The sequence below is a fragment of the Lysinibacillus sp. NPDC097868 genome (assembly GCF_044761135.1).
Taxonomy (GTDB): Bacteria; Bacillota; Bacilli; order Bacillales_A; family Planococcaceae; genus Lysinibacillus.
In genome coordinates, this window is record NZ_JBIWBS010000001.1 from 2,491,290 (window position 1) to 2,515,682 (window position 24,393).

24 protein-coding genes and 1 other annotated feature are annotated in these 24,393 nt (G+C 35.9%); of the genes, 5 read left to right on the forward strand and 19 right to left on the reverse strand.

Annotation, left to right across the window (positions count from 1 at the left end; translation table 11 throughout):
* Nucleotides 1–27: 27 nt before the first annotated feature.
* The 10 genes from ACIQXJ_RS12400 to ACIQXJ_RS12445 form a co-directional block, all read right to left on the reverse strand.
* Complete coding sequence (locus ACIQXJ_RS12400) at nucleotides 28–750, reverse strand: gamma-glutamyl-gamma-aminobutyrate hydrolase family protein (protein ID WP_403053923.1); 723 nt, start codon at nucleotides 748–750, stop codon at nucleotides 28–30.
* Between the two features lie 12 nt (nucleotides 751–762).
* Nucleotides 763–1,515: a prepilin peptidase gene (locus tag ACIQXJ_RS12405; protein WP_403053925.1), complete on the reverse strand. Its 753-nt coding sequence runs from the start codon at nucleotides 1,513–1,515 to the stop codon at nucleotides 763–765.
* Between the two features lie 58 nt (nucleotides 1,516–1,573).
* Nucleotides 1,574–2,290: a potassium transporter gene (locus ACIQXJ_RS12410; RefSeq protein ID WP_403053927.1), complete on the reverse strand. Its 717-nt coding sequence runs from the start codon at nucleotides 2,288–2,290 to the stop codon at nucleotides 1,574–1,576.
* Nucleotides 2,287–2,880 carry a PilN domain-containing protein gene (locus ACIQXJ_RS12415; protein WP_403053929.1) on the reverse strand — a complete coding sequence of 198 codons (594 nt, stop codon included), beginning with the start codon at nucleotides 2,878–2,880 and terminating at the stop codon, nucleotides 2,287–2,289. Before ACIQXJ_RS12415 ends, ACIQXJ_RS12410 begins: the two co-directional genes overlap by 4 nt.
* Complete coding sequence (pilM, locus tag ACIQXJ_RS12420) at nucleotides 2,880–3,854, reverse strand: type IV pilus biogenesis protein PilM (protein WP_403053932.1); 975 nt, start codon at nucleotides 3,852–3,854, stop codon at nucleotides 2,880–2,882. Before pilM ends, ACIQXJ_RS12415 begins: the two co-directional genes overlap by 1 nt.
* A 106-nt stretch (nucleotides 3,855–3,960) precedes the next feature.
* On the reverse strand, nucleotides 3,961–4,413 hold the full coding sequence (locus ACIQXJ_RS12425; RefSeq protein WP_403053935.1) for a prepilin-type N-terminal cleavage/methylation domain-containing protein: 453 nt from the start codon (nucleotides 4,411–4,413) through the stop codon (nucleotides 3,961–3,963).
* Nucleotides 4,414–4,517: 104 nt separating this feature from the next.
* A complete protein-coding gene (locus ACIQXJ_RS12430; RefSeq protein WP_403053937.1) occupies nucleotides 4,518–5,723 on the reverse strand; it encodes a type II secretion system F family protein in 1,206 nt (401 codons plus the stop codon).
* Nucleotides 5,720–6,772 carry a type IV pilus twitching motility protein PilT gene (locus ACIQXJ_RS12435; RefSeq protein WP_403053940.1) on the reverse strand — a complete coding sequence of 351 codons (1,053 nt, stop codon included), beginning with the start codon at nucleotides 6,770–6,772 and terminating at the stop codon, nucleotides 5,720–5,722. The genes ACIQXJ_RS12430 and ACIQXJ_RS12435 overlap by 4 nt, the downstream gene beginning before the upstream one ends.
* A 12-nt stretch (nucleotides 6,773–6,784) precedes the next feature.
* Entirely contained in the window at nucleotides 6,785–8,455 is a 1,671-nt protein-coding gene (locus ACIQXJ_RS12440; protein ID WP_403053942.1) for a GspE/PulE family protein, read from the reverse strand.
* Nucleotides 8,456–8,473: 18 nt separating this feature from the next.
* Nucleotides 8,474–9,829 (reverse strand): VanW family protein, encoded by a 1,356-nt coding sequence (locus ACIQXJ_RS12445; RefSeq protein ID WP_403053945.1) that lies wholly within the window; start codon nucleotides 9,827–9,829, stop codon nucleotides 8,474–8,476.
* 292 nt (nucleotides 9,830–10,121) lie between these two features.
* Between ACIQXJ_RS12445 and ACIQXJ_RS12450 the strand changes: the two genes are divergently transcribed.
* The 3 genes from ACIQXJ_RS12450 to ACIQXJ_RS12460 are packed head-to-tail and all read left to right on the forward strand — an operon-like array spanning nucleotide 10,122 to nucleotide 12,793.
* Complete coding sequence (locus tag ACIQXJ_RS12450) at nucleotides 10,122–10,574, forward strand: type IV pilus modification PilV family protein (RefSeq protein WP_403053948.1); 453 nt, start codon at nucleotides 10,122–10,124, stop codon at nucleotides 10,572–10,574.
* Complete coding sequence (locus ACIQXJ_RS12455) at nucleotides 10,561–11,136, forward strand: hypothetical protein (protein ID WP_403053951.1); 576 nt, start codon at nucleotides 10,561–10,563, stop codon at nucleotides 11,134–11,136. The genes ACIQXJ_RS12450 and ACIQXJ_RS12455 overlap by 14 nt, the downstream gene beginning before the upstream one ends.
* Nucleotides 11,137–11,152: 16 nt before the next feature.
* Nucleotides 11,153–12,793 carry a hypothetical protein gene (locus ACIQXJ_RS12460; RefSeq protein ID WP_403053954.1) on the forward strand — a complete coding sequence of 547 codons (1,641 nt, stop codon included), beginning with the start codon at nucleotides 11,153–11,155 and terminating at the stop codon, nucleotides 12,791–12,793.
* Between the two features lie 61 nt (nucleotides 12,794–12,854).
* Here ACIQXJ_RS12460 and ACIQXJ_RS12465 read toward each other — a convergent pair whose 3' ends face one another.
* The 5 genes from ACIQXJ_RS12465 to proS all read right to left on the reverse strand — a co-directional run bounded on the left by ACIQXJ_RS12465 (nucleotide 12,855) and on the right by proS (nucleotide 18,988).
* A complete protein-coding gene (locus ACIQXJ_RS12465) occupies nucleotides 12,855–14,951 on the reverse strand; it encodes a DUF2339 domain-containing protein (RefSeq protein WP_403053957.1) in 2,097 nt (698 codons plus the stop codon).
* 90 nt (nucleotides 14,952–15,041) lie between these two features.
* Nucleotides 15,042–15,293, reverse strand: coding sequence for a phage holin (locus ACIQXJ_RS12470; RefSeq protein WP_173478208.1), 252 nt, complete (start codon nucleotides 15,291–15,293; stop codon nucleotides 15,042–15,044).
* A gap of 653 nt (nucleotides 15,294–15,946) precedes the next feature.
* On the reverse strand, nucleotides 15,947–16,123 hold the full coding sequence (locus ACIQXJ_RS12475) for a hypothetical protein (RefSeq protein ID WP_401008817.1): 177 nt from the start codon (nucleotides 16,121–16,123) through the stop codon (nucleotides 15,947–15,949).
* A 14-nt stretch (nucleotides 16,124–16,137) separates the two neighbouring features.
* Nucleotides 16,138–17,007 (reverse strand): polyprenyl synthetase family protein, encoded by an 870-nt coding sequence (locus ACIQXJ_RS12480; protein WP_403053960.1) that lies wholly within the window; start codon nucleotides 17,005–17,007, stop codon nucleotides 16,138–16,140.
* A gap of 544 nt (nucleotides 17,008–17,551) precedes the next feature.
* Nucleotides 17,552–18,988: a proline--tRNA ligase gene (gene proS / locus ACIQXJ_RS12485; RefSeq protein WP_403053963.1), complete on the reverse strand. Its 1,437-nt coding sequence runs from the start codon at nucleotides 18,986–18,988 to the stop codon at nucleotides 17,552–17,554.
* A 50-nt stretch (nucleotides 18,989–19,038) separates the two neighbouring features.
* Nucleotides 19,039–19,253: a binding site (T-box leader), on the reverse strand.
* Between the two features lie 238 nt (nucleotides 19,254–19,491).
* Between proS and ACIQXJ_RS12490 the strand changes: the two genes are divergently transcribed.
* Nucleotides 19,492–19,854: a YbgA family protein gene (locus ACIQXJ_RS12490; protein WP_403053966.1), complete on the forward strand. Its 363-nt coding sequence runs from the start codon at nucleotides 19,492–19,494 to the stop codon at nucleotides 19,852–19,854.
* 61 nt (nucleotides 19,855–19,915) lie between these two features.
* Complete coding sequence (locus tag ACIQXJ_RS12495) at nucleotides 19,916–20,260, forward strand: BRCT domain-containing protein (protein WP_403053969.1); 345 nt, start codon at nucleotides 19,916–19,918, stop codon at nucleotides 20,258–20,260.
* 180 nt (nucleotides 20,261–20,440) lie between these two features.
* Here ACIQXJ_RS12495 and ACIQXJ_RS12500 read toward each other — a convergent pair whose 3' ends face one another.
* From ACIQXJ_RS12500 to iolE, 4 genes are all read right to left on the reverse strand, one after another.
* The gene (locus ACIQXJ_RS12500; RefSeq protein WP_403053972.1) at nucleotides 20,441–21,094 is read right to left on the reverse strand and encodes a peptidylprolyl isomerase; all 654 of its coding nucleotides are present in this window, start codon (nucleotides 21,092–21,094) and stop codon (nucleotides 20,441–20,443) included.
* Between the two features lie 75 nt (nucleotides 21,095–21,169).
* Complete coding sequence (locus ACIQXJ_RS12505; protein WP_403053975.1) at nucleotides 21,170–22,003, reverse strand: metallophosphoesterase; 834 nt, start codon at nucleotides 22,001–22,003, stop codon at nucleotides 21,170–21,172.
* Nucleotides 22,004–22,607: 604 nt separating this feature from the next.
* Nucleotides 22,608–23,393 carry a 5-deoxy-glucuronate isomerase gene (locus ACIQXJ_RS12510; RefSeq protein WP_403053978.1) on the reverse strand — a complete coding sequence of 262 codons (786 nt, stop codon included), beginning with the start codon at nucleotides 23,391–23,393 and terminating at the stop codon, nucleotides 22,608–22,610.
* Between the two features lie 97 nt (nucleotides 23,394–23,490).
* Nucleotides 23,491–24,387 (reverse strand): myo-inosose-2 dehydratase, encoded by an 897-nt coding sequence (iolE, locus tag ACIQXJ_RS12515; protein ID WP_403053981.1) that lies wholly within the window; start codon nucleotides 24,385–24,387, stop codon nucleotides 23,491–23,493.
* Nucleotides 24,388–24,393 lie beyond the last annotated feature (6 nt).

Genomic DNA, 24,393 nt, shown 5'->3' on the forward strand with positions numbered 1-24,393 from the left:
TACTTAGCAAACAAAAAAGAGAAGCACTCATACTTCTCTTTTATATTTTAAGCTCTCCTCAGTGAAGGCTGCAAAGAGCTTCTCTGCAGCTAAATCTCCTACAACGGCTTGTTCTTCTGGATGCCACTGCACTGCTAAACAAAACGGGTAGTCTTCATGTACGAACGCTTCAACTAGGCCATCACTCGATTTCGCTGCAACGATTAGCTTCTCTGCTAATACATTTACAGCTTGATGGTGAAATGAATTCACAGCAATTTTTTCTTCCTCGATAATTGATTTTAACAACGTATCAGGTGTTAATTGCACATAATGTGTAGCTACACCACGAGCTGCTTGTTGCGTATGTTTCAACAGCCTACTACTATGATATTCGCTATCAACATCTTGGTATAAAGTTCCGCCTAGCGCAACATTGAGTATTTGCATGCCACGGCAAATCCCGAAAATCGGCATTTTCCTTGTAAAAGCCGCATTAATTAAGGCAAGCTCCACCTTATCTCGTTCTGGATGTATTTGTCCTAGCTTTGGTAGTGGCTCAGCTCCAAATTCAAATGGATGAACATCATGACCACCAGATAATAATAACCCGTCCGTCAGCGATAAAATTTGTGCTACATCTTCCTCTACCCCTAGCGGAATAATAAGTGGAATGCCACCAGCCTTAATGACACTTCTACTATAGGCTACATTCAATCTTGACGATAAATCGTCCTCCGCAAATGCTGTAATACCAATAATCGGTTTCATCCATATACCCCCTTACCATAATCCTACATACCAATCAATGATGACATCCCCATAGTAATACACGATAATTGCAGCTAAAGCAATGGATGGTCCAAAAGGAATCGGCGTTTTTCGACCTTGTTGCCGTACTTTGAGCACGATTATCCCGACAATCATACCAATTACCGCCGCTACAAATAATGTCAATAATGTATTTATTGTACCAAGTACAAGTCCAAGTAAAAAGAATAATTTAATATCGCCACCACCCATACCACCACGTGATACAACAGCAATACAATATAATATGCCAAAGCCAACGACCGCACCTACGATACTATCCCACCACGGTGTTAAGGGTGATAACACCCGTCCAATAGCTAATAATGGTAAAAAAAACAAAAGCACTTTATCAGGAATAAGCATATATGCGAAGTCCGATACAACGAGGATTACTAATAATGATATCAATAGTATCGCTACGATAAACTCTTTACTAAAGCCTAATTGCCAATATGAAAAGGCGAATAATACCCCTGTTAGCAACTCCATTAGCGGATAAATCCACGAAATTTTTTGCCCACAGCTACGACATTTACCTGCTAAAAAAACATAGGACAAAACTGGCACTAAATCAATTGCCGTTAATTGTCTCTGACAGCTCGTACAATGAGATGGCGGCTTAACAATTGACTCCTTTATCGGCACACGTAAGCCTACAACATTAAAAAACGATCCAAAAACTAGTCCAAATACAAATACTAGTATTGTATAAGCCATTTCCATTTTTATTGCCTCCTAAACTAACATAGCGCCCATACTTTGGAGTATGCGCGCCTTAACATCATTGTTCTCCTTCGTAATAGAAGGTTGTTACCTGAATGGTAGCCTTAATGGATGAATCTGCATCCTCCTCAAATAAAACTTCTTCCCCAGTTAACGTAATATCTAATGTGTCGATTTTCATCACACGTTCAATTTTTTCAATTTCCTTTAAAAATTCAAGCATTGCCTTCGTATCTATAGCGACAACATCAATACTAAACGTCACTAATTTCAATTCTGCTGGTAATGATTCTTTAGCAATTGTAGACGTTGGTAATGATTTATCCCCTTCTTCACCATCTGCTTGCTCGCTATTTTCAGTAAGTTGTTGTGCTGTGTCACTGAGCGCTTGCTCCTCAATTGCTGGCGTGTTTGGGTCAATAATCGAAGAGTCCATCACGAGTGAATCATAATTATTAAATTCTACAGCTTCAACCCGTGTTCCTGTTACTGCTTCTATTTCTTCGATATTTCGAATAACACCTTCAATAGCACGAGTTTGAGGTACTTTTTTTCGCAAAGATAGCACACTTACAACATGTGATTGCTGTACCGTATCTAATGCAGCAATTTGCTCCTGAATTGTTGCAATTTCTTGTTGAAGTGCACTTACGTCTTGTTCCTTCGCCTCTACATCTTCCAATTTAGGGGTTAATAAATAGTAATAGAGTGCAAATAACAGTGCTGCAACTAATGCGGTTAGCAGAAGAATCGCTGAGTTTTTGCTGCTTGTCATGATTCTCTACCTCCAGCCAAATAAATAAAGTCAATTGCCAACGTAATGGTTACCGAATAACGTGGTAATTCCTGATATTTATCCTTTAAACTTACTTCGTTTTGCTCCCCAATCGATAACTCAAAATTTTCAATTGTTCCAACTTGAATATCCGTGAAATAAGGGCTTACGTTTAGTTTATCAAGATAGTTTGAAATAGCTGACATCGTTTCAAAATCAGCGGTAATTTCTATATTTGTCTCACCAAATTGATAATTCCTTAAATACGTCTGCTCTGGCAATAATGCTTGCGTCTCATCTATTAATGGTGTCACAGGGTAAGCTACATGATTGACAAATTGCACCGATTGCTCAAGCGAACCTGCATTCATATTTCGTATACCATCTAATTCTATTTGTAGCTTTTCTTGCTGTGATGTCAGCTCTATTTCCTGTGCACTTAATTTCGTAATCTCGCCTCTCGCCTGGACATATTGGATTATCATGAATGCTAGAACGATACCAACTAATACAATAATTAATATATATAAGAGGATGGGTGCTGATTTCTGTTTTTCTAAATTCGGTAAGAGGTTAATTTCAGGTACCATCAGTGTACCTCCTTCAAAGCCAGCCCTATTAGACTCGCAAACTTCTCAGAGAATTGAGGGAATGATTTTTGTACCATGGCGTCATTTAACACCGTAATGGGTGTCGTGAAATTATTACTTAGAAACTCCGTAATCGTAGGCAATAATGGATTATCACCTAAAAGGAAAATATCATCTACACTTTTCTCACCTTTATGTAACGAGAATTTAAAAAAGTTCATAATACGATCAATTTCAAGAATTTGATCCGTTAGTGTCAATTGATAATTGTCTTGATAATCTATTAAATGGAATGAGTAATTAAACTCTTCCTGCTCTTTTGGTTGCCATTTTGCTAAGTCTGTTTCAAACGATTGATAACGTAAAAACTCTAGTTGACCGTACGAATAAATGCTAATCGACAATTCGTTTATAGACCAATCTGCTATTAAATATGTTCTGTCTATTTCTAGTAATTGCATATGCTCTAATAGACGAATATTACACAATGCTCGAATATCAGCAGCTTGCGGTTCTAGCGAAGCATCGAGCAACATCCCTATCGTTTTGTTCACTTCTTCTGATGGAGCCGCAAATAACATCGCTTGTCCATCATTCGGTGTGGGATCATAAACATCTATAAGTGGCTCATGAAATGGTAAATGAATCGTTTGCCCAAGCTCCATTTCAGCGTAGCTTTTTAACTCTTTTGACTCCACATCATGCGGATGCTCAAAACTCTTAAGCAACACGGAAGTATCCGGTACAAAAATACGTGCATTTTGCTTCTTGCCTGCCCATTTGGCAACATGATTTTTCATCATATCAAACAATACGATTTCATCATTGATTATTGAACCTTCGACTACCCCTTGCGCCAATGGTAACTCATAACCCTTCCACTGCGATGGATCAGCACCTTTTGCCACAAGCGCACGCAAAACATAATCCTTTATTTCAATCGACACATGCGAATTCTTTTTCTTTTTAAACATGCGAAAAGATGCCTCCTTTTTAGTTTGAATTTTCCTATTATTTTATAAGTTTAATTAATTATTTAATTGAACATCCAATTTAGTTGGATGTTCTATGAAAAATTAATTACTTACTCATAGCACTTTTTAAATCTTTATCAGTGATAGAAGTAGCTGGTGGTACATATGACGTGCCAATAGTAAATTTCTTTGTATTTTTAATACCTGCCAATGAAGCAAATGTGATTGTATATACTTTACTAGTAGTATTTAAAGTTACACTGTCTCCTGTTGCCAATCCACCTTCAAACACATCCGCTAAGGCATCCTTATTACAAGTTATTACACCACTAGCCGCATCTCCACAAGCACCATCTGTAATCGCAATTTTTGCTCCCGCAAGTAAACTGGAAGCATCTGCGAGTATTGCTTTATCCTTAGAATTGTTAATAATATTCCCAATCGCAGGAATGGCAATGGCTGCAATAATCGCTAAAATCACGATTACAGCTAGTAACTCGATAAGTGTTAAACCTTTTTGGTTTTTTAATAGTTTTTTGTTCAGTAATTTTTTGAACATGGTGTGTTCCTCCTTTAATAATGATTTATAATTAGTGCGAAAACACGTACACCCGAAACGACGCTAGTTATTTTCTACATCACCTCCTTTAAGTCATCAATTGTTTACATACTTTCATAGAGTGCGAACATCGGTAGGAATATTGCTGCTACGATAACGCCTACTACCCCAGCTAAAACGAGTATCATTAATGGTTCGATTAGCGATTTTAATGTATCGACCGAGCGATCGACTTCATCCTCATAGAAATCGGCTATTTTTTCTAACATATAATCGAGTGAACCTGTTGTTTCGCCAATCGTTGTCATTTGCGTTACTAACGGCGGAAATAGCCAGCTTTTTTCTAATGGCTCCGATAATGTACCACCCTTTTCAAGATTATCCCGTGCCTCCAAAACAACCTTCCCTACTACTGGGTTGCCTACAACTTTTTCCACAATCGTTAATGCATGTAATATGGGCACTGCACTACTAAACAAAGAAGATAATGTTCTCGTCATCCGAGCAATGACATTTTTTTGCATTAAAACGCCAAATACAGGGACTCGTAATAAGACATAATTCACATTGTAATGAAAGAGCTTATTATGGCTATAAAAATACCTAAATAGGATGACTGCTAACAATAAAATGCCAATCACTATATACCAAAATTCAACTAACCAATCTGACAAGCTGACAACAATAACCGTTAATAGTGGCATTTCTAAATCCATGTCCTCAAAAGTTGCCATAAATGTTGGGACGATAAAAATCATTAAAAACATACCTACCGCAATTGTCAGCACCGACAAAATAGCAGGATAAGTTAATGCCGATTGCACTTTTTTCTTAATTTTAAATTGCTTTTCTAACGTACCTGCTAGCCGCTCTAAAGTGTCATCTACATTACCCGTTGCCTCTCCAGAACGCATCATATTAACGAACATCACTGGAAAAACTTTTGGATGCTTTGCCGCGGCATCTGAAAATGAAGTACCGCTACGGATGTCCTCTTCAACTTGCTCCAAAGCCTTTTTTAGCGCCTTACTTTTCGTTTGCACACCTAAAATATGTGTCGCTTCAACAATTGACACCCCTGCACGGATGAGCGTTGCATATTGACGGCAATAAATAACGAAATCCTGATGTTTCACTTTGCCGCCGAGGTTTAATTCTTTATGCAAAAGACTTTTCGACTCTTCCAGTTCTCGCGCATTAATGCCTTGCGTGCGTAATTTTTCGAGTGCCGCCTTTTTATTGACTGCATCAATAATTCCTTTTTTTTGTGTACCAGTTTTAGTACGTCCGCTGTAGCGAAAAACGGTCACTGATACTCACCCGCATTCATATATGGCCTTGCATCCTCCAACGAAATTTTCCCCATTGCAATTAACTGCTGCATGGAGGTTTCCAATGTGTGCATACCGAGCGCACGGCTTGTCTGCATCACACTTGGGATTTGGTGGACCTTTTCATTTCTGATTAAATTAGCAATGGACGGTGCCTGTACTAAAATTTCAGTTGCTGCTATACGCCCCTTTGCATCTTTTCGTATAAATAAACGCTGTGAAATAATACCTACTAATACATTGGCTAACTGCACACGAATTTGTCCTTGCTGATGTGGTGGAAAGACATCAATAATACGGTCAATCGTTGTTGGCGCACTACTTGTATGCAATGTCGCCATCACTAAGTGACCTGTTTCTGCCGCTGTAATGGCTGTTGAAATCGTTTCATAGTCACGCATCTCACCGACTAATATCATGTCAGGGTCCTGACGTAGTGCTGCACGTAAACCGTTGGCAAAACTTTGAGTATCTACACCTACTTCGCGTTGGTTAATGACCGACTTTTTATGTGTATGTAAATACTCTATTGGGTCTTCAAGTGTAATAATATGCTTTGATTTTGTTTCATTAATATAGTCAATCATCGCAGCTAGTGTCGTCGATTTCCCAGAACCTGTTGGGCCTGTTACTAAAATAAGTCCTTGTGGTTTTTCAGCTAGCTGATACAACACCTGAGGCATATTTAACGATTCAATGGACGGTATTTTTGCTTCAATTAAACGTGCCGCGATTGTCATCTCATTTCGCTGGTGATAGGCGTTTACACGAAAACGACATTTCCCGGGCAATGAATAGTTAAAATCCGTTTCACCTTTATCCTGAAATTCTTGAATTTTATGTGCAGGTAAAATAGCTTCCACCATCGTTTGTAATTCTTCTGAAGTAAGTGGTTCAGTCCCGTAATGCTCCAGCTGACCATGGATGCGATATACAGGAGGAATCCCCTTTGTTAAATGTAAGTCTGACGCCTTTTCCTCAAATGAACGTGTCAAAAGCTCTTCTATATTTCTCGATGTTGTCATCATACGGTTCACATCCTAGTCTACATTTGCTACACGTAATACTTCTGAAGTAGTCGTTTGTCCTTCGACAACTTTTAACAATCCATCTACTAGTAACGTGTAATAGCCTTCTTGTTTCATATAGTCGCGAATAGCACTATCTCCACTACGATTTAAAATCATATCTTTAATCGTCCGATCGATTGGTAAAATTTCATGGATGGCCATACGCCCTCGATACCCCGTTTGATTGCATGAAGGACAGCCCCTTCCACGTCTGCCATGTGTTACCCCTTCAATGCCGTTTTTCTGCATGATTTCTAGTTCGTGATTCGTAAATGCATAGGTTTCTCCACAATCTCGACATACTTTACGCACTAATCGTTGTGCCATAATACCTACTAATGAAGAAGATAGTAAAAATGGCTCTACCCCCATGTCCTGCAAACGAGAAATAGATTCCATCGCACTATTTGTATGCAATGTACTTAACACTAAATGCCCTGTTAAGGAAGCACGCACAGCAATTTGCGCAGTATCCAAATCTCTTATTTCACCAATCATTACTATATCTGGGTCTTGTCGCAAAATAGAACGTAATCCAGTTGCAAATGTTAACCCAACTTCTTCTTTCACTTGAATTTGGTTAATACCATCGAGCTGATATTCCACAGGATCTTCTACTGTAATAATATTGACGCCTTCTTCATTCAAGTTACTTAAAGCCGCATACAATGTAGAGGACTTACCTGAACCAGTAGGACCAGTAATGAGCATAATGCCATTAGGATGCGCAATCATTTTACGGAAAAATGCTTCATTACGCTCTGTAAAGCCAAGCTGATCTATTGTATTTGCAACGTTGCTTAAATCCAAAATACGCATTACAACTTTTTCTCCATAAACAGTTGGTAGCGTAGAAAGTCGAATATCAACTGGCTTGAAATTGACATTAGTTTTAATACGTCCATCTTGTGGAATACGATTTTCTGTAATATTTAAGTTGCCCATAATTTTAATACGAGCGAGTACTATACTTTGCATATGCTTAGGCAAAGAGCGTTCAGTTCTTAGCACACCATCTACACGATATCGAACCCGCAAATCCGTTTCTTGTGGGTCAAAGTGAATATCACTCGCACGCTGCGCAACACCGTTCGCAATAATTTGATTAACGAGACGCACAATCGGTGAATCTTCACGTTCGATTTCTACTTGTGTTTCTCCAGCAGTCGCCCCAATATCTTGCAATGCCGCTTCCATTGATTCTTGTAAATCATAATATTTCGTAAGTGTTCGATATAAATCATCTTTTGCGGCTATACTTGTTTCGATTTGGCAGCCTGTCGCCATGCGGACTTCTTCGATTGCGAAATAATCCATCGGGTCCGCCATCGCGATAAATAGCTTGTTTTTCTCACGTCGAATCGGAATAATATTTGCACGTTTTGCAAGCTCCGCAGGAACGAGTTGAAGTAAATCCGGGCTTATTGAGTATTGATTTAAATGAATATGTGGTATGCCTAATTGAAACTCCAGCACCTCGATTAATTGTTGCTCTGTTAAAATATTTTCTTTAATTAGAAAATCCCCTAACTTTTCTTCCTTTGTTTTAGTCGTAAGAGCATACTCTAGCTGCTCATTCGTAATAACTCCCGATTCAACAAGTAAATCCCCTAAACGCTTCCGTCCAGTTCTTACAGCCATTTGCATATGCTCCTCTCATTACGGACTTGTTTGTACAAAATTACCGCCTTTATCGTAGTAACCATAAACAATTTCCGGATCATTCGACGGTGTTGTGTTTGAAGTTCCACTTGTATTCGAAGTGTTACTATTGGTAGTTGGATTTTTTGAAGGTTGTTCTGGTGAATCAGCTAATCCGTCCCCATCTAAATCAACCTGTAAATCTGCATCATTTGAAGTATTTCCTGTTCCATCACTAACTGTAGGCTGTCTTGAAGATTGAACGACAATTCGATTGATTGGTGCGTAGTAATCACGGCTCACCAATTCTTCTCTAGTACTGCCGTTTTCCACTATCGATCGGTACACTTCTACTCGCACACCTTCTTGTCCATTTTGTATAATCTCTTCTTTCCCAATGGCTAAATCTTTTGAATAGCGAGTAATGATGCGCGGTTGGACGATTTTATCTTTACTTACACGAACGGAAATCTCTTTTTCTTTGTTTTGAGCTAATAATTCTACTTTTAATGAGTCGTTTTCAATCATTAGTTTTAACTTACTCGGTTGATTGGCATAATTGATAAATTGCAAATCTTTATTTAATGCACGATTGACTGCTGCATCCAAACCTTGTTGTAAATACTCAATTTTTTTATCTTGTGCATGGCGCTCTAAAATCTCAAATTCTGTTTGCAGTACAGTATGATAAATTAAAGAAGTTACAAAATTTAACCCTTCACCATTGGCTTCCTCTGCCTTTTCTCCTAGAACGCTTAACAAGGAGAACGGCTCATTTGGAGCAATAATGTAGTCATTTAACATATTTACTAGGGCTAAAACACCTTTTGCATTCGTCGGTATATGCTCGATTGATAGTGCTAATCGCTCTGCTTCCATAGAAGTCGTATCTGCAACGGTTGCTTCAATGCTATGTTTATTTAAGTAAGATGCTTGCGCTATTACTTCATTCAATGTAGTTTCTGCCTCCCATACCCCCATAGATTCAAGCTGCTTTGTCAGCTGCTCGTCCCCTATGACTTGTAAAGGAAGATGAACTGTTCGTTTTCCTTCCCAGAAGGCAAACCAAGGCTTATCCGTTAAATTGCGATATTCAGCCACCGAACTTGCGACGTCAAATACTAACAATTTTGGATCAAGTGATGTTGTTACACCTGCACCTTCAACAGTAATCGGCGTATCCTGCCAAACACGAATAGCTTCTTGTAAAGCTACCTCTATTGCATCCTCTTCAAGATTTTTTACTAAAACGCCCCCAATTGTGGAGCCATCGCCTTTTGCTAGCGCACGATCTATGATTAGATTCGGAAGCCATATAGCTAACAGCACAACTAAACCTACGATAATCGCACCCAACTTCAAATATAATTTCATAGCCTCACGACCTTTACTAATTTATTGAAAAAATCAATGTCTATTATATTATTTAAAATCATTACTATATATCTATATTTTTATAATACTACAAAACGAACTCGTTTGAATATATCTTTTAACCTAAAATTTGTCACATTTTCGTACAATATATACATAAAGTGTGTAATTTCATTCATTTCATTATATTGTAAATGTGTTTTTTAACCTATATAATTAGGCTGAAAACTACCTATCAATCTGTAACATAACGGAATTTTTGGATAAAGCACTCTATAATCGAGGTGAGTATATGAAAAGAATAAAATCACAGCGAGGATTTTCTTTATTAGAAGTTGTGGCATCTATCGTATTAATATCTATTATTTTATTAAGCTTTGCTCAAATTTTTGTTCAGGCAAATAGTACAGCAAATATTAATAATGAAAAGTTAGTGGTTATTAATTTAGCAGATGCTTATTTAGAAAGGTTAAAGGCTACAGGGCTTGAAGAAAAAAAAATTACTAACATAGAAGATTATTTTAAAGATTACCCGAAAACAGTAAAAATTATAGACAATCCTAAATCTCCTACCTATACAGTTAGCATTAAACCGTCAAACACAAATGTAATTTCCAATGCAATTACAACTGAAATTAATCAAAATAAAATAAATATAGTTGTAACAGTAACTTCTAGTAAAAAAATAAATAATAGAATAATCTCAAGCACCACAGAGGGGTATGTTCAAATTGAAAAAAAATAAACTTGATGAATGCGGTTTAACTTTAATAGAAGTTTTAGTAACTCTAGTATTGACGGTCACTATTGCCATATTTTCTTTCTCATTTCTCACTAATAGTATAAACACCCAAAAAAAGATAATAATAGAAAACAACATTCGAGACGAAGCTGATTTAATCATGAGTAATCTTGTCAAAAACTTTTATACATTAAAAGAAAACGAAGTACGAAAAACTGAGTTTGATGACATTAACAAAAAATATTTAATCTATACTTCAATACTTGAATCATCATGCTCAAAGCCAACATCAGTCGAATACAAAAATAATTGTTTAATTACAGGCTTTACTCCCGCTACTGTTGATGGAAGCACAATTATGAAATTGAGCATAAAAAATCAAGAGTACCTTGTTTCCAATCCCTATATAACGATCCACAAAGATTCATTTATAAAGAGCAGCACTAGTACAAATAAGAAAGTAAGTTACCATATAAAGTTAGCGCTACAATACGATAATAAAAAGTTTTCAAAAGTATATTATTTTGAAAACCAAATACAAAGTATTCCGGATATAAAAAATTAGTACAAGGAGTGCGCCAATGAGAAAACTACTTAGTAATCAAAATGGATACGCGTTATATATTGTTTTTTGCTTGATTATTATCGTCTCTATTTTAGGTATAAGTTTGCAAATAATCACAACTAGTGGCTACACTAAAAATCATAAAAGAGAAGAGGTCGTTCTTGCCCAAGATTTATCTACTAAAGGCATAGACTATATCCAAGCTGAAATCGACACATATTTTAAACAAAAAATCGGGACTACCGGTGTAACTATTTTAGAGTTTGAACAAATCCTTAAAGACTCGCTCGAGGATTCTAGTAAATCCAACTATCTATGCCCAAAAACCATCAATATTAAAGGGAAATTAGGAAATACGAAAATATGTATTCAAAAAAGCGAAAAATTTTCTGATAAACAAGAAGATCGTTTAAAACGAATAATTACTGTGAAAAGTGAAGGAATTACAAATAAATCAAATCAACATAATATTAGTTATGCAAAAATTGTAGTTGGCTCTAGTTCAGTACCAGAGCAACTTAACTATGCCATCTCAACAAATGCAGATGAAAAAGGAAATGGAGGGAATCTATTTTTATTTGGTGGTATTGATGTGCTAGGTGATATAAAAGCTGATGGAGATATTTACTTATATAAATCAGCTTTTAGTGGCTATTTAAATAGTCCAACTTGGAAGGATAGTACGTTTGCAAAACTTACTGCTGCTGAAGGAAATTCATTTCCAAAGATTATTGTTAATCCTAAAAAAAATATTATTGAAATGAAAAAAAATATAACTGGTCCTTCATTTGATAGTTTTATAAAAGCCCCATCTTTGAGCTATTTAAGTAATAACTATACTTTATTTAAAGTGAATGAAATGGATGCCAATGAACAAAGCAAACTTCAAAAATTATTTAAAGACTATAATCTTAGTGAGAAGAACAAACCTAGAGTGATTGTTCAAAATGTGTTGCAAGATACAATAAATATTAAAGAGGAAGTGAACCCAAGCGGGAAAACACTATTAAAAAGCTGTGATAAAAATTCTGATGCCTGTAATACTATTACTATAAAGGGTGAAAAAAATAAAAATACTTCCTATGGTAATAAAAAAGATTCATATTATATTAAAGGGAATTTATTAATTGGTCCTTATGCAGGAACCGATACTTTAGAAAATAATCAAAGTAATTATTACGATATTACTTTACAAGGGAAATACTATGTAGAAGGTTATATTGATATTAAAGGTGCTAAATTATATGGCGATGCCACTTTTTACTCTTTAAAAGATATTGATATTACATCCAGTGTTATTAATGGTTACAACGGAGGTACCAATTTCTTCTTTGCAAATGACTTTATAAATATTTCAAATATTTCTTCCGAAACAGCTATTAATAATTACAGTAATATTGATGGTTTCTTCTATACGAAAGGTCATTTTTTAATGTATGGTTTTGGTTCTAATATTAAAATAAATGGGGGAATTTCTGCAAATAGAATTGTCCTAACCGCATTAAGAGGAAAAGCAAATACAGGGGATTTAACTTCTGAATCTAGATTACGTGTAAATTATGATTTTGAAATGATTAAAAAGTTTATCGAAACACGGGATCAAAATACAATCAAAATAACTACCACAACCGAACCTATGATACTAGAAAATTTCTAAGCTATTATTATTTCAAAAATAAATCACAGGCAAACATTACATGTTAGCCTGTGATTTTTCGTTATTTCCGCAACAACCGCCCCGACAGCAGCATGCCAATTCCACCAATTGCAATGAAAAGTACTGCTCTTATTAATAAATCGAGTGCCGATAAGTCGAAGAATATTAGCTTTACAAATGCGATGGCTAGTATGGCAAAGCCAGAAAGCCGAAGTATTCGTAAGTGTCTTACTGAGCCGAGCCATAGTGACAGACTTGCCGACAAGAATAGTGTGATTGTCGTGAATGCAATACTAAGTTTCCAATCCAGTAGATTATTATAAGCTAGCTGTGACACTAGACCACATAGTGCAATCATCGTGAATACCACGCTTGCGCTGACAATTGGATCTAAAAATTTCGTCATATGTTTTTGATAAATTTGATAAATGCGCCCCCTCATCAGTAAATCGAGGATGATAGCTACAAATACTGCAATATAGACTAATCTAGTACCAATATTTAGCCACTCAATCCCTTGTATATTATATGGGATTACACTAAGCATGAACGTAACAAGAAGGAAAAACACACCGGCAACTGGCGTTAATGCACGGCCTTTATATTTTTCAGGTAGCAACATCGAGCCCATAAACAATATCACTATGCCGATACTCATCAAATGTGGGAAATTGCTAGCACTTGTAACATAAACACTATCAAGCTTAGCAATATAAGCAAGGAAGTATCCAGCTGTAATAACAGCTAAAATATCAGTCACATATAAATCCTTCATAATCTTCTCAAAAGCATTCAATGTTTCCTTCTGACGTATTGTATATATATAAATAATTAACAAGTATACGCCAGGCAATATTAAGCTAATATGTCCTATACTAAAAAATGGGGTCGGCTCATGTACGATAAAGCTTAAAATAAGTGCAATTGAAAACCCTAATGAACTGACGACCTTCATTAAACTTGCTCGTAATCGTAAGCTCATCATAACACCTGCAAATGTCATGAATGGTAAAAGTAAATCATCAACCTTTTCTGGTATATTCATAATTAATACCGTATTACAAAGTGTAATAAATGCGAGCGTTACAGCACTATCAAATGCCTCCTGCCATTTTTGCTTATAGCTATAACCCGCTACAGTTACAAACAAAATACATTGTCCAAGCAGTAGTACCTCATTATATTCAAGCCGACTACTTACTAGGTTCATAAGTAGTAAACTAAAGATCCCTAAACTAAATTGTAGTCCAGCATGAAAATGCTTCCATTTAGATTCAGCATTATACAAGCGACACCAACTCGTGTAAAAGATTGCAAGTGTAATGAGTAGTCCTATTGCAAAAATAACTCGATTGTCACTATTCATAAACGCTACAATACTTATTGCCATAATAGAGAAAAAGGTTGTGACATAGAGCGCAATTTTTTGTTTATGTTGAAGAATAACGAATTGCAGCATCGTAAACAGGACGATCACAAAAATTAATATAATGAACGCGCTAAAATCCATGTACTCAAGTAAATAAGGTAGTAACAACGAGGTAAAGGCAACAAATAAAGTAAGAACCTCATTTTTCTTTAAATAACTTATGGCTATACCATAGACAATAAACCCAAAGGCAATGAACAGTGCTAAAGTTAAGCCTAATACCTCGTATAGAATAGCACCAGCCGCAGTTGTTAAAATCCCTACGATAAATGCCCCACCGTATAAGGAAATGGTTACAGCTGGTGATGCCAGCTTTTTATGTTCTAAAACATAAGCGATAGCCCCTAATGCGATTGATAATAAGTAAGCGAGGATGATTTTCACCTCGTTCGATAAGTAGCCATAATCACTAACAAGCTTTAGACCCCATAACACTCCCAACACTAAAATGACCATAAATACTTTCGGGAGCGCCCACATAATTTGCTCCTCAAATGAACGCTGTGGCTGAGCATTAGTTTTCGGTGTTGATTTTTGTGTTGGTGTTGGTGTTGGTGTTGGTTTTTGTGTTGGTGTTGGTAATGCAGGTTGTACAGTGATGGATCGGTTAACATTTTTTATAGTTGTGTTTGGTTGTGACTGTTGTTGCTTTAATACATCCATCTCCTGTCGTAACTCTTCCATTTCCTTTTCAAGCTTAGCGATTCGCTGCTCCATTTCAAGCGACAATTAATCATCCCCCTAGCTATTAGAATTTTCTTACATTATATCATATTCATTCTATTGTAAAATTACACTTTTTTAAATGTAATAAAATGTTTATCTTGGTCTACGATACATTAAAGCACGTTCACTATCACTGGTGCCACTTGTAGTCGGATCAACAACAACCCCCATTAATACAAGAATCGATAACACTGTATTCAAAATGGACGTTAGTTGCTCGCTCATTCCGCTCGTTAAATCAAAGCCGAACAAAGCTCCCACTTGCTGAGCGAGTAGTAGCAGCATGGAAAACAACGCTAATACAAACGGCTTATGCATGAATCGAACCTTCCAGTTAATTCTCATATTTACTCACCTCCCCCCTTCCTCACTACAGTATATGCGCCTTACAACTTGGCACATATGCAAAAATATAGCTTTACAAAGAGGAATTTATGATTTCTTCCTAATAAAATTGTCGTTTCAATTTCTATTAACGATAGTTACAGTTTTATCGGCGATTGGAACCAGTTAATCGGCGATTCACGCGGACTTACGGGCGATTACAACCTTTTCTATGAACTAAATTTTACAACATTACATAATATAGAAATGAACTAATGAATAAAGGGTGATGTAAAATGTCTTACAGAGAAAGACCCGATGTGTGGGACGAAGATGGAAGGGATATTGACCGTTGGGAAAATGACGGTGGTAGAAGTTATTTAATAAGGTAATGAATTTCCGCTTGGCCACTTGTCTGCTTTGCAGAAGTACTGTGAATACAAATAGGCTGTCTATTTCTTAAGATAGCCTATTTGTATTTGTTTCGAGAATGTGTGTTATGTAATAAAAAAGGAGATGAACTATTGATACATAGCTTCATCCCCTCTAATTCTAAGCTTATTGTTTACGTCACTAATTTGTAAAATCCTCCCTATTTGCGCTTAAACAAGTACTCCTAATGACAGGACTATTAACCACAATGGAAAGTCTACAAATGACCTTAGTGGTAATAATTACGCGCGCCAGTAAGCAGAAAGATTATTTTTTAATACTTTCTTTTCGCCTTGTTCAAAAGACTCTAAAATTAAATTTTTTTCAAATTCATTGATATTTAAAAGCGATACTTTATTCTCTTTTAAAAGGTCTAAAATGTTTCTGTTTTTTTGAAGATATTGAGTAATTTCTAACATGTCCTTCACCCCATCTAAATATATTGTTTGAATATTTCAACATTTTTTGTTGGATATACTTCTTTTAATAAGTCTAGTGCAAGATTAAGATATTTAGATTGCATTAGATGCACGTAAACGTGTAATCCAGAATCTACAATCTGCTGTTTAGTAATACAAATCTTCGTAGTTGCATTGCCCTGCTGTCTATAATACAATCGCAATTCGTCAAATGCCGAATCCTCGAATTGTAATAAATATAGTAATGGCAAGGTTCTTTTTTTAACTTGTAAATCTCTTTGTAAATTTAATAAGTCGTTATAATCATTTTTTAGTTGAGCGACAATTGCGATATAGTGCCCACTCATTTCAAGCTTTGTTGTATACTTTCCAGTCGCTAACACTGCTCCAAGCGTTGATGAAAGTGCTATTAATGAACCTGATTTCTTTTTAACAACATCTATATACATTTCTTCAGATGTTATCTTGTTCATTAAGTCATGATGCTGTCCGTCAACTGCTTGTAGTAAGTAATGGCAAAATAAGCGGGTAACCTCACTTTTAAAAGGTATCTCTAGCTTTTCTAGCTCCAACAATACGATACTAACTAAAGCTGTAGAAGCATTCAGCAAAATGTTCCCATCTATTCCCCACTTTGATTCATCACCGTCTTCAATATCATCAACGATATCCGTAAAAAGAATCCATAATTCTAGAAGATTAAAAACGTCTTCAATAGATTTCGTTAATGTGCCACCATTCATTTGAAAATGCAATTTACTTAAACCACTAAAATCACCACCTTCATGTTGATCTAATAAGTCGTTTAAACAGCGATTAAACTCATCTGATAGTTGATAATTACCTGCAATTATCTTTAATGATTGCTTAATTCCCTCCATCATTCACCCTACCAATTATTTATTTTATTGAGAAATCATCTTACAGCTTTCTAACGATTAAAATGGACTGTTAACAATGCGCAATATTTGGGTGTTCGACTCTGGTATATCAAATACAATTTAACCTCGCACCTATGAAAGCGCTTACTAAAATAACTTTGAAACGTACTAAACATTCATTACATTGGACTAACATATGTATCATACTCTCTATACAAGACTAGAGGTATAAAAATAAAGTGTCTGCAGTATCCACCCTTTATTAACGTTCTGCTAAATGCCAACGATGACTTATGATGGTTTTACTTTTCCTATTACTAACTAGTATATCATGTATCCTTAAAATGTAAATATATACATAATTTAAACTATTAACACTTTTAAACCAATTCATAATGAAAATTATGTATTATTATTACAATTTCTTTCCTAAAATCTATATTAGTAATATTTAATTTTTTAGAGTCGTAGAATATGAGTATAAAGTCATTAATAAAGCGTTTCAACAAAATTGTTGAAACGCTTTATATTTGTACTTAGTCATAAATTAGTAAGCACGTGCAAACCAAACTGTATGTTTTGCTTCTTTCCCACAATGAATGCAACTATCCTTTGTAACTGGTGGGTTAAATGGAATATTACGTGTTGTGAATTTTGTCTCTTCTTTTACCTTTTCTTCACATGCATCGTCTCCACACCAACCTGCTAAAATCCAACCTGGTATTGTTTCATTCTGTTCAGCTTGAGTTAAATGTTGTTGTAACTGCTCCATTGAATCAATATGTGTATGCGAGTTATTCGCACGGAAAGCTTTTGCTTTTTCGAAAAGACGTGTTTGCATCGTTTCAAGTTCTGTTTCAATGCTTTCAACAATTGTTTCTAAAGATACAGAAACTTTTTCATCTTCATCACGGGCTTTCATTAAACCTTGTTGATTCTCTAAATCACGTGGTCCCAACTCAATACGTACCGGTACACCTTTTAACTCCCACTCATTAAATTTATAGCCTGGTGATTGATCCGAGTCATCAAGGCGAACACGAATTCCTTTTGCTTTTAATGCTGCAAAGATTTCATCTAATTTCTCGATAATAGCAGGGTTCTTTTTCCATGGTCCAACAGGGATTAACACAACTTGAGTCGGTGCAATCTTTGGTGGTAAAACAAGACCTTGCTCATCGCCATGCACCATGATAACAGAACCGATTAATCGTGTCGATGTACCCCAAGAAGTTGTATGCACATAAACATGTTTATTTTCTTTATTTAAATATTTTATATCAAATGCTTCAGCAAATTTTGTACCTAAGTAGTGGGATGTACCTGCTTGTACAGCTTTTCCATCCTTCATCATGGCTTCAATAGAAAATGTATCAACCGCTCCAGCAAAACGTTCAGATGGTGTCTTTTGTCCATCATATACTGGAATCGCTAGCAATCCTTCTACCACTTCTTTGTAAATTGCTAACATTTGCATTGTTTCTTTACGTGCATCTTCTTCATCGACATGGGCAGTATGACCTTCTTGCCATAAAAATTCAGAAGTACGGATAAACGGTAGCGTTTTCTTCTCCCAACGGAATACATTTGCCCATTGATTAATTAAAACTGGAAGATCACGATAACTTTTAATCCAATTTGAATATAAATGTCCAATCATTGTTTCAGAAGTTGGACGTAATGCTAAGCGCTCCTCTAACTTCTCACCCGCCGCTTCTGTGACCCATGGAAGCTCTGGTGAAAATCCTTCAATATGATCTTTTTCCTTTTGAAAAAATGATTCTGGTATTAACATCGGGAAGTAAGCATTGCGGTGACCTGTTTCCTTAAACCGCTTATCCATCTCCGCTTGAATGTGCTCCCATAATTCATAGCCGTCTGGTTTAAAGGCAATACAGCCACGAACTGGCGTATAATCCATTAAATCCGCTTTTTGAATCGTATCCACATACCATTTTGAAAAATCGTTTATTTTTTGAGCCATCTTCTTTTCCTCCTATGTTTTAAATAATAAAAAAAGCATAAAGCATCCTAATAAAGGACGTCTTTACGCTAATTGACGTGGTACCACCTTAGTTCGACTTAATAAAAAATTAAGTCCTCTAAACGTTTGTAACGAAACGACTCGGTTAGTTGTTAACTGACATCTCCGTGGTAGGGTTCAATAAGAAGAGGTGATATAGCTTTCAGCCTAGGCTATATTTTCTGTTTCACAATACTTATTTACTTGATCACATCATCGATTTATTATTTATACATTAATATACCAATTTGCTATATGTAATTCAATCATAACTGTCATACATCCCCACTTATTACGCTACCAACGAAGGAAATCCAGCACGCGTTTTAAAAATTACTCAAGACCATGTCATATTTCCCAGCATACAGTTTTATTTATTTGTTAAGTTCAAATATCATAGCAATGTCGTTACTCAACATGTATGATGTTTATACTATAATAAATTGTTATGGGAAGGTGATTGTATGAAACGTCAACAAACAGAAAAATTATGGCGAGAAGAAAAATATCGTGTCATGTTTCATAGCCATAAGCATTACAATCAGCTTCGGCTGGCAATGCGCGATTTACTGCCCCATAAACAAATTGAACAATTAATCGAAGCAGCATTACAACAAACTCCTACTGACGGCAGCATGCGCAATGCGTGCCAGCATATGTGGGGTTATTTCCGTAAAGTTGCTACATTAGATGAAAAGCAAAAATATGAGAAATTGCTTATCACTGGTCAAATACCGGCGCTTCTTTGCTTTTTACAACAATTATCCATACAATACAACATTACATATTTACGACAAAGTACTATTTTAAAAATATCAGAAGAGTAAGTCTAAATTTAAAGCAAGATATTACACTCCTTTAAAATCAACCTCTTAGGAGACCGACAACATGAACACAAATCAAGACAATTCAGAAGTTATTTACCTATCCAATCCATCCGAACGTTTAATGCATCCATTTTATAATAAACAAATCGTCTTTACAGGAGCCCTCTCCACAATGACACGTTCTGAAGCTGCAAAAAAGGCACGAGCTTGTGGCGCTTTAATGCAAGGGGCCGTGACAAAAGAGACTGATTTCCTTATTCTTGGCAAGAATCGACGAGAAAAAAGCACAAAACATTTAAAGGCTGAGCAGTTAATTCAGCTTGGCCACGACATTCAAATGATAGCTGAAGATGATTTTATTTGGCTTATTTCGATGCAAAAAGAGTATGTACCATCTTCTTTATAATAACGATTCCTCCAAAACGCCCCTTTCTGATACTTTCCTTCTAATAAAGGTGTTTTAGAACTACTGAAATAAAAAATGAGGGGCAAAATTATCTTTGTTCCTCCAAATAAAAGGCACGTTGCCCAGCCGCATCCCTGCGGTCAATCAACGTGCCTTTTAATTTAAGTAGTATCACTTATACTATTTTTGTACTACTGGTGCGGGGTAGTCAAAGCCCTTTGTATCCACTTCGACTTTTTTCATAATTTGATCTTCTAACGGCTTATCTGTAGCATCGCGATTAACTGCAACAATCTCATCTACCGTTTCCATACCCTCGATAACTTTTCCAAATGCAGCATAATCTCCATCAAGATGGGACGATTCTTCTACCATAATAAAAAATTGTGATCCTGCAGAATTTGGATTGTCATTCGTCCGTGCCATTGATATCACACCACGTTCATGTTTTAAATTATTTTCAAATCCATTTTTTGTAAACTCACCGTTAATCGAATACGCCGGTCCACCTGATCCATTGCCAGCAGGATCTCCTCCTTGAACCATAAAGCCAGGAATTACACGATGAAAAATAAGCCCATCATAAAAACCATCTTTTACTAAGGAAATAAAATTAGCAACTGTATTCGGCGCTACTTTAGGCTCTAGTTCAATAACAATTTTTTTATCGTCATTCATCGTAATTGTCACAATTGGATTTTCTTTCACTGCAGATGCATAATCTACTTTTTCTTCCGCTGTCTTATCCTCTTTTGATGTTCCACAACCTGTCAGAACAAAAGCTAGTGCCATCAGGCTAAAGACAAAATACAATACTTTAGATCGTGCCAACATTCTTTCAACTCCCTATATAATCAGTTTATTAAAGTATATAACTATAAGATTATTCACGACAACTTATATATAATCTTACAAATGAATATTAAAAACGGAGATTTCAGGCGGGACCATAAAACGAGCTGGAATTCTAGATGTCCCTATTCCGGTATTTACATAAAGCTGCATCCCATTGCTTTTATTAATAGTATAAAATCCATCACTATATTTTTCAGCTAAGGCAGTAGTCATTGTTTTCATAAATGGAATTTTTATTTGTCCTCCATGACTATGCCCAGCTAACAGCAAATTAATAGAGGTATCTTTTAAAAGGTCTGCCATATCTGGTTCATGCATAAGTACAATTTCATAATCAAAACTATCATCCATTTGCGATAACAATTGGTCTACATCTGGATTTCCAAGCAAACCATCGTCCAATCCTCCGATAAATAGCTTCTTATCATTTAATACAGTGATATTTACTCCACTATTTTTTAATAAAGTAAAACCTGAATTCGTTAATAAATCTTCATATATTTTAAAAGCACCACCACCATAATCGCGATTTCCCCAAACTGCATATTTCCCGACAGTAGCTTTAAGCTTAGATAAATTTTCAGTTACTTGTTGTTTCTGTTGAAACGTAGAAAAATTTTCGAATAAATCGCCTGTAAAAACTATAATATCCGGTGATAATTTATTAATCTTGTCTACCAAACGATTTAATTGTTTTATTGTGTAAGTTTCACTAACTTGAATATCAGATAGTTGAACTACTTTGACTGATTCACCTTTGTCCTCATTTAAATCATACGAATGAATGACAAGCCTAGTTGGTTCAACTTTAAAAGCGTACCCTATAAATAAACCTATTAATACCATCAGTAATAATACTATTTTTACAATCCTTTTAAAACTCTTCATTCCAATGTGAAAGCCCCTTTCAAATCTATAACCATTATTATAAAGGTGCTATGTTACAGTAATGTGTACTTTTATGATAGTCAGAAAAAGGCACTCAATAAATGAAAAAAACGTGCACCAAATAGATGCCCGCTCTTTGTTTTATTTTGATTCAACTAAATCAAACCATATCGTAAAACGAATATACGAGTCTACTAACACCACTTCATACTGTAAATCATTTTTAGCTAAGATGCTAGTACCGCTCTAGTATTTTTGGATATTATTTATTATCAATATGTTGCTAAAAGTATGAAGATTTCCCGTATCTCTTATGTGTCATAGAAAAAAGTCATAATAAGGACATGATCCAGTGCAGGAGCTTCTTGAAAGTTTAGGTTTACAAGCATATAATCGCTAGAGCATTGTGCGTAAAACACATGGGATCATGGCAGATGACGAAATTTGGCTACGTTTTTGAAGGCGAAACACTTACACATAGAGATGTATGTTTGCGTCAAGATTTATACTACCCTGATATGGAAGCGACTTAATTCATTAGAAAAAGATAAACAGCCAGTTGTCGGTAAATCTTCGTCAACTGGCTGCTTTCACGTTCTCAAATTTATATATTTGGCCAAACTTTGCAATCTTCCTCGAGTAGCCATTTATGCTCGTCTTGAAATAAGCGTTCTGTCCATGGGTCATTTTCCAAATGACGAATCATCCAGCAAAAATACATAGCATAGCCTGGTGCTGTCGCTTGAGGATGGTCTAGGTCTCCATGAATTGTAAGAAAGCTATTATGCTTGACGCGATATGCTTCATCACCGACCATCGCACAACCAAAGCCTTGCTTTTTATTGAATCGATAGTAGTACACTTCCGGCTGTTTATGATGATGCGGTGGATAACTTGACCAACGACCCGGGTGAGAAATAACTTCACCAATAACTAAATTAGAATAAGGGGCTGATGAATAATCGAAAATTGTTCTGATTGTACGATAGGCTGTTTTATCTAAAGTATTAGCCCCAGCCTCTTCGCTAGCACATTCTGTTGGTAAATATAAACGGCTTGCAAAGGTAATGTTATTATCTGTTTTTTGGATAAGCACTTCACTTTCTTCAAAAGCTTCAATAACGATTTCAATACCTCTGCATACGTGTAGACAATGAGGTGATTGCTCAAAAACATCCTCTCGTCTAACTTCTATTGATTTATCTTCCCACGATAACTTTACAAATCCCTCCAGCGGTAGTACTACTGTCTCACACTCTAAATCTTGAAGTGTGATCGTTTCACCTTTACGTAATAAATAAACCCCGATATCCATTAGCATATTTGTATCGTCTTGACGATGTGTCATCGCATTATATCCAGGTTCAAACATTCCTATTGTTTTATACATTATGGCACGACCTTTCCACCAGTCTTAAACAATTTTATTTGTCGTTATATATTAGCTTGAGCACCCAAAATAGCTAACTACAAGTTTATTTGCTAACCTAAATTCCTGTTAATTTTGCAATATACGAACGGGCAATTTTTGCATATTTAAAAGGATTTGCTTTTGCTGGGTCTTGTTCTGCTTCTACAATACACCAACCTTTATAATTCATTACTGCTAATTGTTTGAAAATTGGTTCGAAATCAATTTGACCATCGCCTGGTACTGTGTAGATGCCCGCTTTCACTGCATCTAGAAAGCTTAATTGTTCATTTTTCACTCGGTTGAGAACTTCATCACGTACATCTTTTAAATGAACATGATGAATACGGTCCGCATGTTTTATGAGAACAGCTAAATAATCTTCTCCTGCGAAATATAAGTGCCCACAGTCAAATAATAAAGACACTAGACTTTCGTCTGTTTCAGCCATTAAACGGTCAATTTCTGATACGGTTTGAATACCCGTTCCCATATGATGATGGTATACAATGCGCATATCCTTTTCTTGCGCTAGAGCGCCTAGCTTTTCTAAGCCATTAGTAAGTAATCCCCATTCCTCTTGATTAAAAATAGGCTTATTGTGTATAACGCCTATATCAGAATGACCTTGAATACTTTTCCCTTGTTCAGATACAACAATAACTTTTGCACCCATTGCATGAAGAAAATCACGATGCTCCAAAAATGCTTGCTCTGTTTCTTTGTAAGGTGCTGTCGTTAAAAAAGAACTGAACCATGCAGAAGCAACTTGTAGACCGCGAATATCTAAATAGGAATGCAAAATAGCAGGATCTTTAGGGAATTTATTACCGATTTCACAGCCAGTAAAGCCTGCTAATGCCATTTCGCTAATACACTGTTCAAATGTGATTTCTTTCCCTAGCTCAGGTAAATCATCATTTGTCCAGCCAATTGGTGCAATACCCAATTTAACATTGTCTTTGTCTAACATCAAAGT

Coding starts and splice junctions, on each gene's coding strand:
- ACIQXJ_RS12400 (WP_403053923.1), bottom strand. CDS start 750: ATGAAACCGATTATTGGTATTACAGCATTTGCGGAGGACGATTTATCG.
- ACIQXJ_RS12405 (WP_403053925.1), bottom strand. CDS start 1,515: ATGGAAATGGCTTATACAATACTAGTATTTGTATTTGGACTAGTTTTT.
- ACIQXJ_RS12410 (WP_403053927.1), bottom strand. CDS start 2,290: ATGACAAGCAGCAAAAACTCAGCGATTCTTCTGCTAACCGCATTAGTT.
- ACIQXJ_RS12415 (WP_403053929.1), bottom strand. CDS start 2,880: ATGGTACCTGAAATTAACCTCTTACCGAATTTAGAAAAACAGAAATCA.
- pilM (WP_403053932.1), bottom strand. CDS start 3,854: ATGTTTAAAAAGAAAAAGAATTCGCATGTGTCGATTGAAATAAAGGAT.
- ACIQXJ_RS12425 (WP_403053935.1), bottom strand. CDS start 4,413: ATGTTCAAAAAATTACTGAACAAAAAACTATTAAAAAACCAAAAAGGT.
- ACIQXJ_RS12435 (WP_403053940.1), bottom strand. CDS start 6,772: ATGATGACAACATCGAGAAATATAGAAGAGCTTTTGACACGTTCATTT.
- ACIQXJ_RS12440 (WP_403053942.1), bottom strand. CDS start 8,455: ATGGCTGTAAGAACTGGACGGAAGCGTTTAGGGGATTTACTTGTTGAA.
- ACIQXJ_RS12445 (WP_403053945.1), bottom strand. CDS start 9,829: ATGAAATTATATTTGAAGTTGGGTGCGATTATCGTAGGTTTAGTTGTG.
- ACIQXJ_RS12450 (WP_403053948.1), top strand. CDS start 10,122: ATGAAAAGAATAAAATCACAGCGAGGATTTTCTTTATTAGAAGTTGTG.
- ACIQXJ_RS12460 (WP_403053954.1), top strand. CDS start 11,153: ATGAGAAAACTACTTAGTAATCAAAATGGATACGCGTTATATATTGTT.
- ACIQXJ_RS12470 (WP_173478208.1), bottom strand. CDS start 15,293: ATGAGAATTAACTGGAAGGTTCGATTCATGCATAAGCCGTTTGTATTA.
- ACIQXJ_RS12475 (WP_401008817.1), bottom strand. CDS start 16,123: ATGTTAGAAATTACTCAATATCTTCAAAAAAACAGAAACATTTTAGAC.
- ACIQXJ_RS12480 (WP_403053960.1), bottom strand. CDS start 17,007: ATGATGGAGGGAATTAAGCAATCATTAAAGATAATTGCAGGTAATTAT.
- proS (WP_403053963.1), bottom strand. CDS start 18,988: ATGGCTCAAAAAATAAACGATTTTTCAAAATGGTATGTGGATACGATT.
- ACIQXJ_RS12490 (WP_403053966.1), top strand. CDS start 19,492: ATGAAACGTCAACAAACAGAAAAATTATGGCGAGAAGAAAAATATCGT.
- ACIQXJ_RS12495 (WP_403053969.1), top strand. CDS start 19,916: ATGAACACAAATCAAGACAATTCAGAAGTTATTTACCTATCCAATCCA.
- ACIQXJ_RS12500 (WP_403053972.1), bottom strand. CDS start 21,094: ATGTTGGCACGATCTAAAGTATTGTATTTTGTCTTTAGCCTGATGGCA.
- ACIQXJ_RS12505 (WP_403053975.1), bottom strand. CDS start 22,003: ATGAAGAGTTTTAAAAGGATTGTAAAAATAGTATTATTACTGATGGTA.
- ACIQXJ_RS12510 (WP_403053978.1), bottom strand. CDS start 23,393: ATGTATAAAACAATAGGAATGTTTGAACCTGGATATAATGCGATGACA.
- iolE (WP_403053981.1), bottom strand. CDS start 24,387: ATGTTAGACAAAGACAATGTTAAATTGGGTATTGCACCAATTGGCTGG.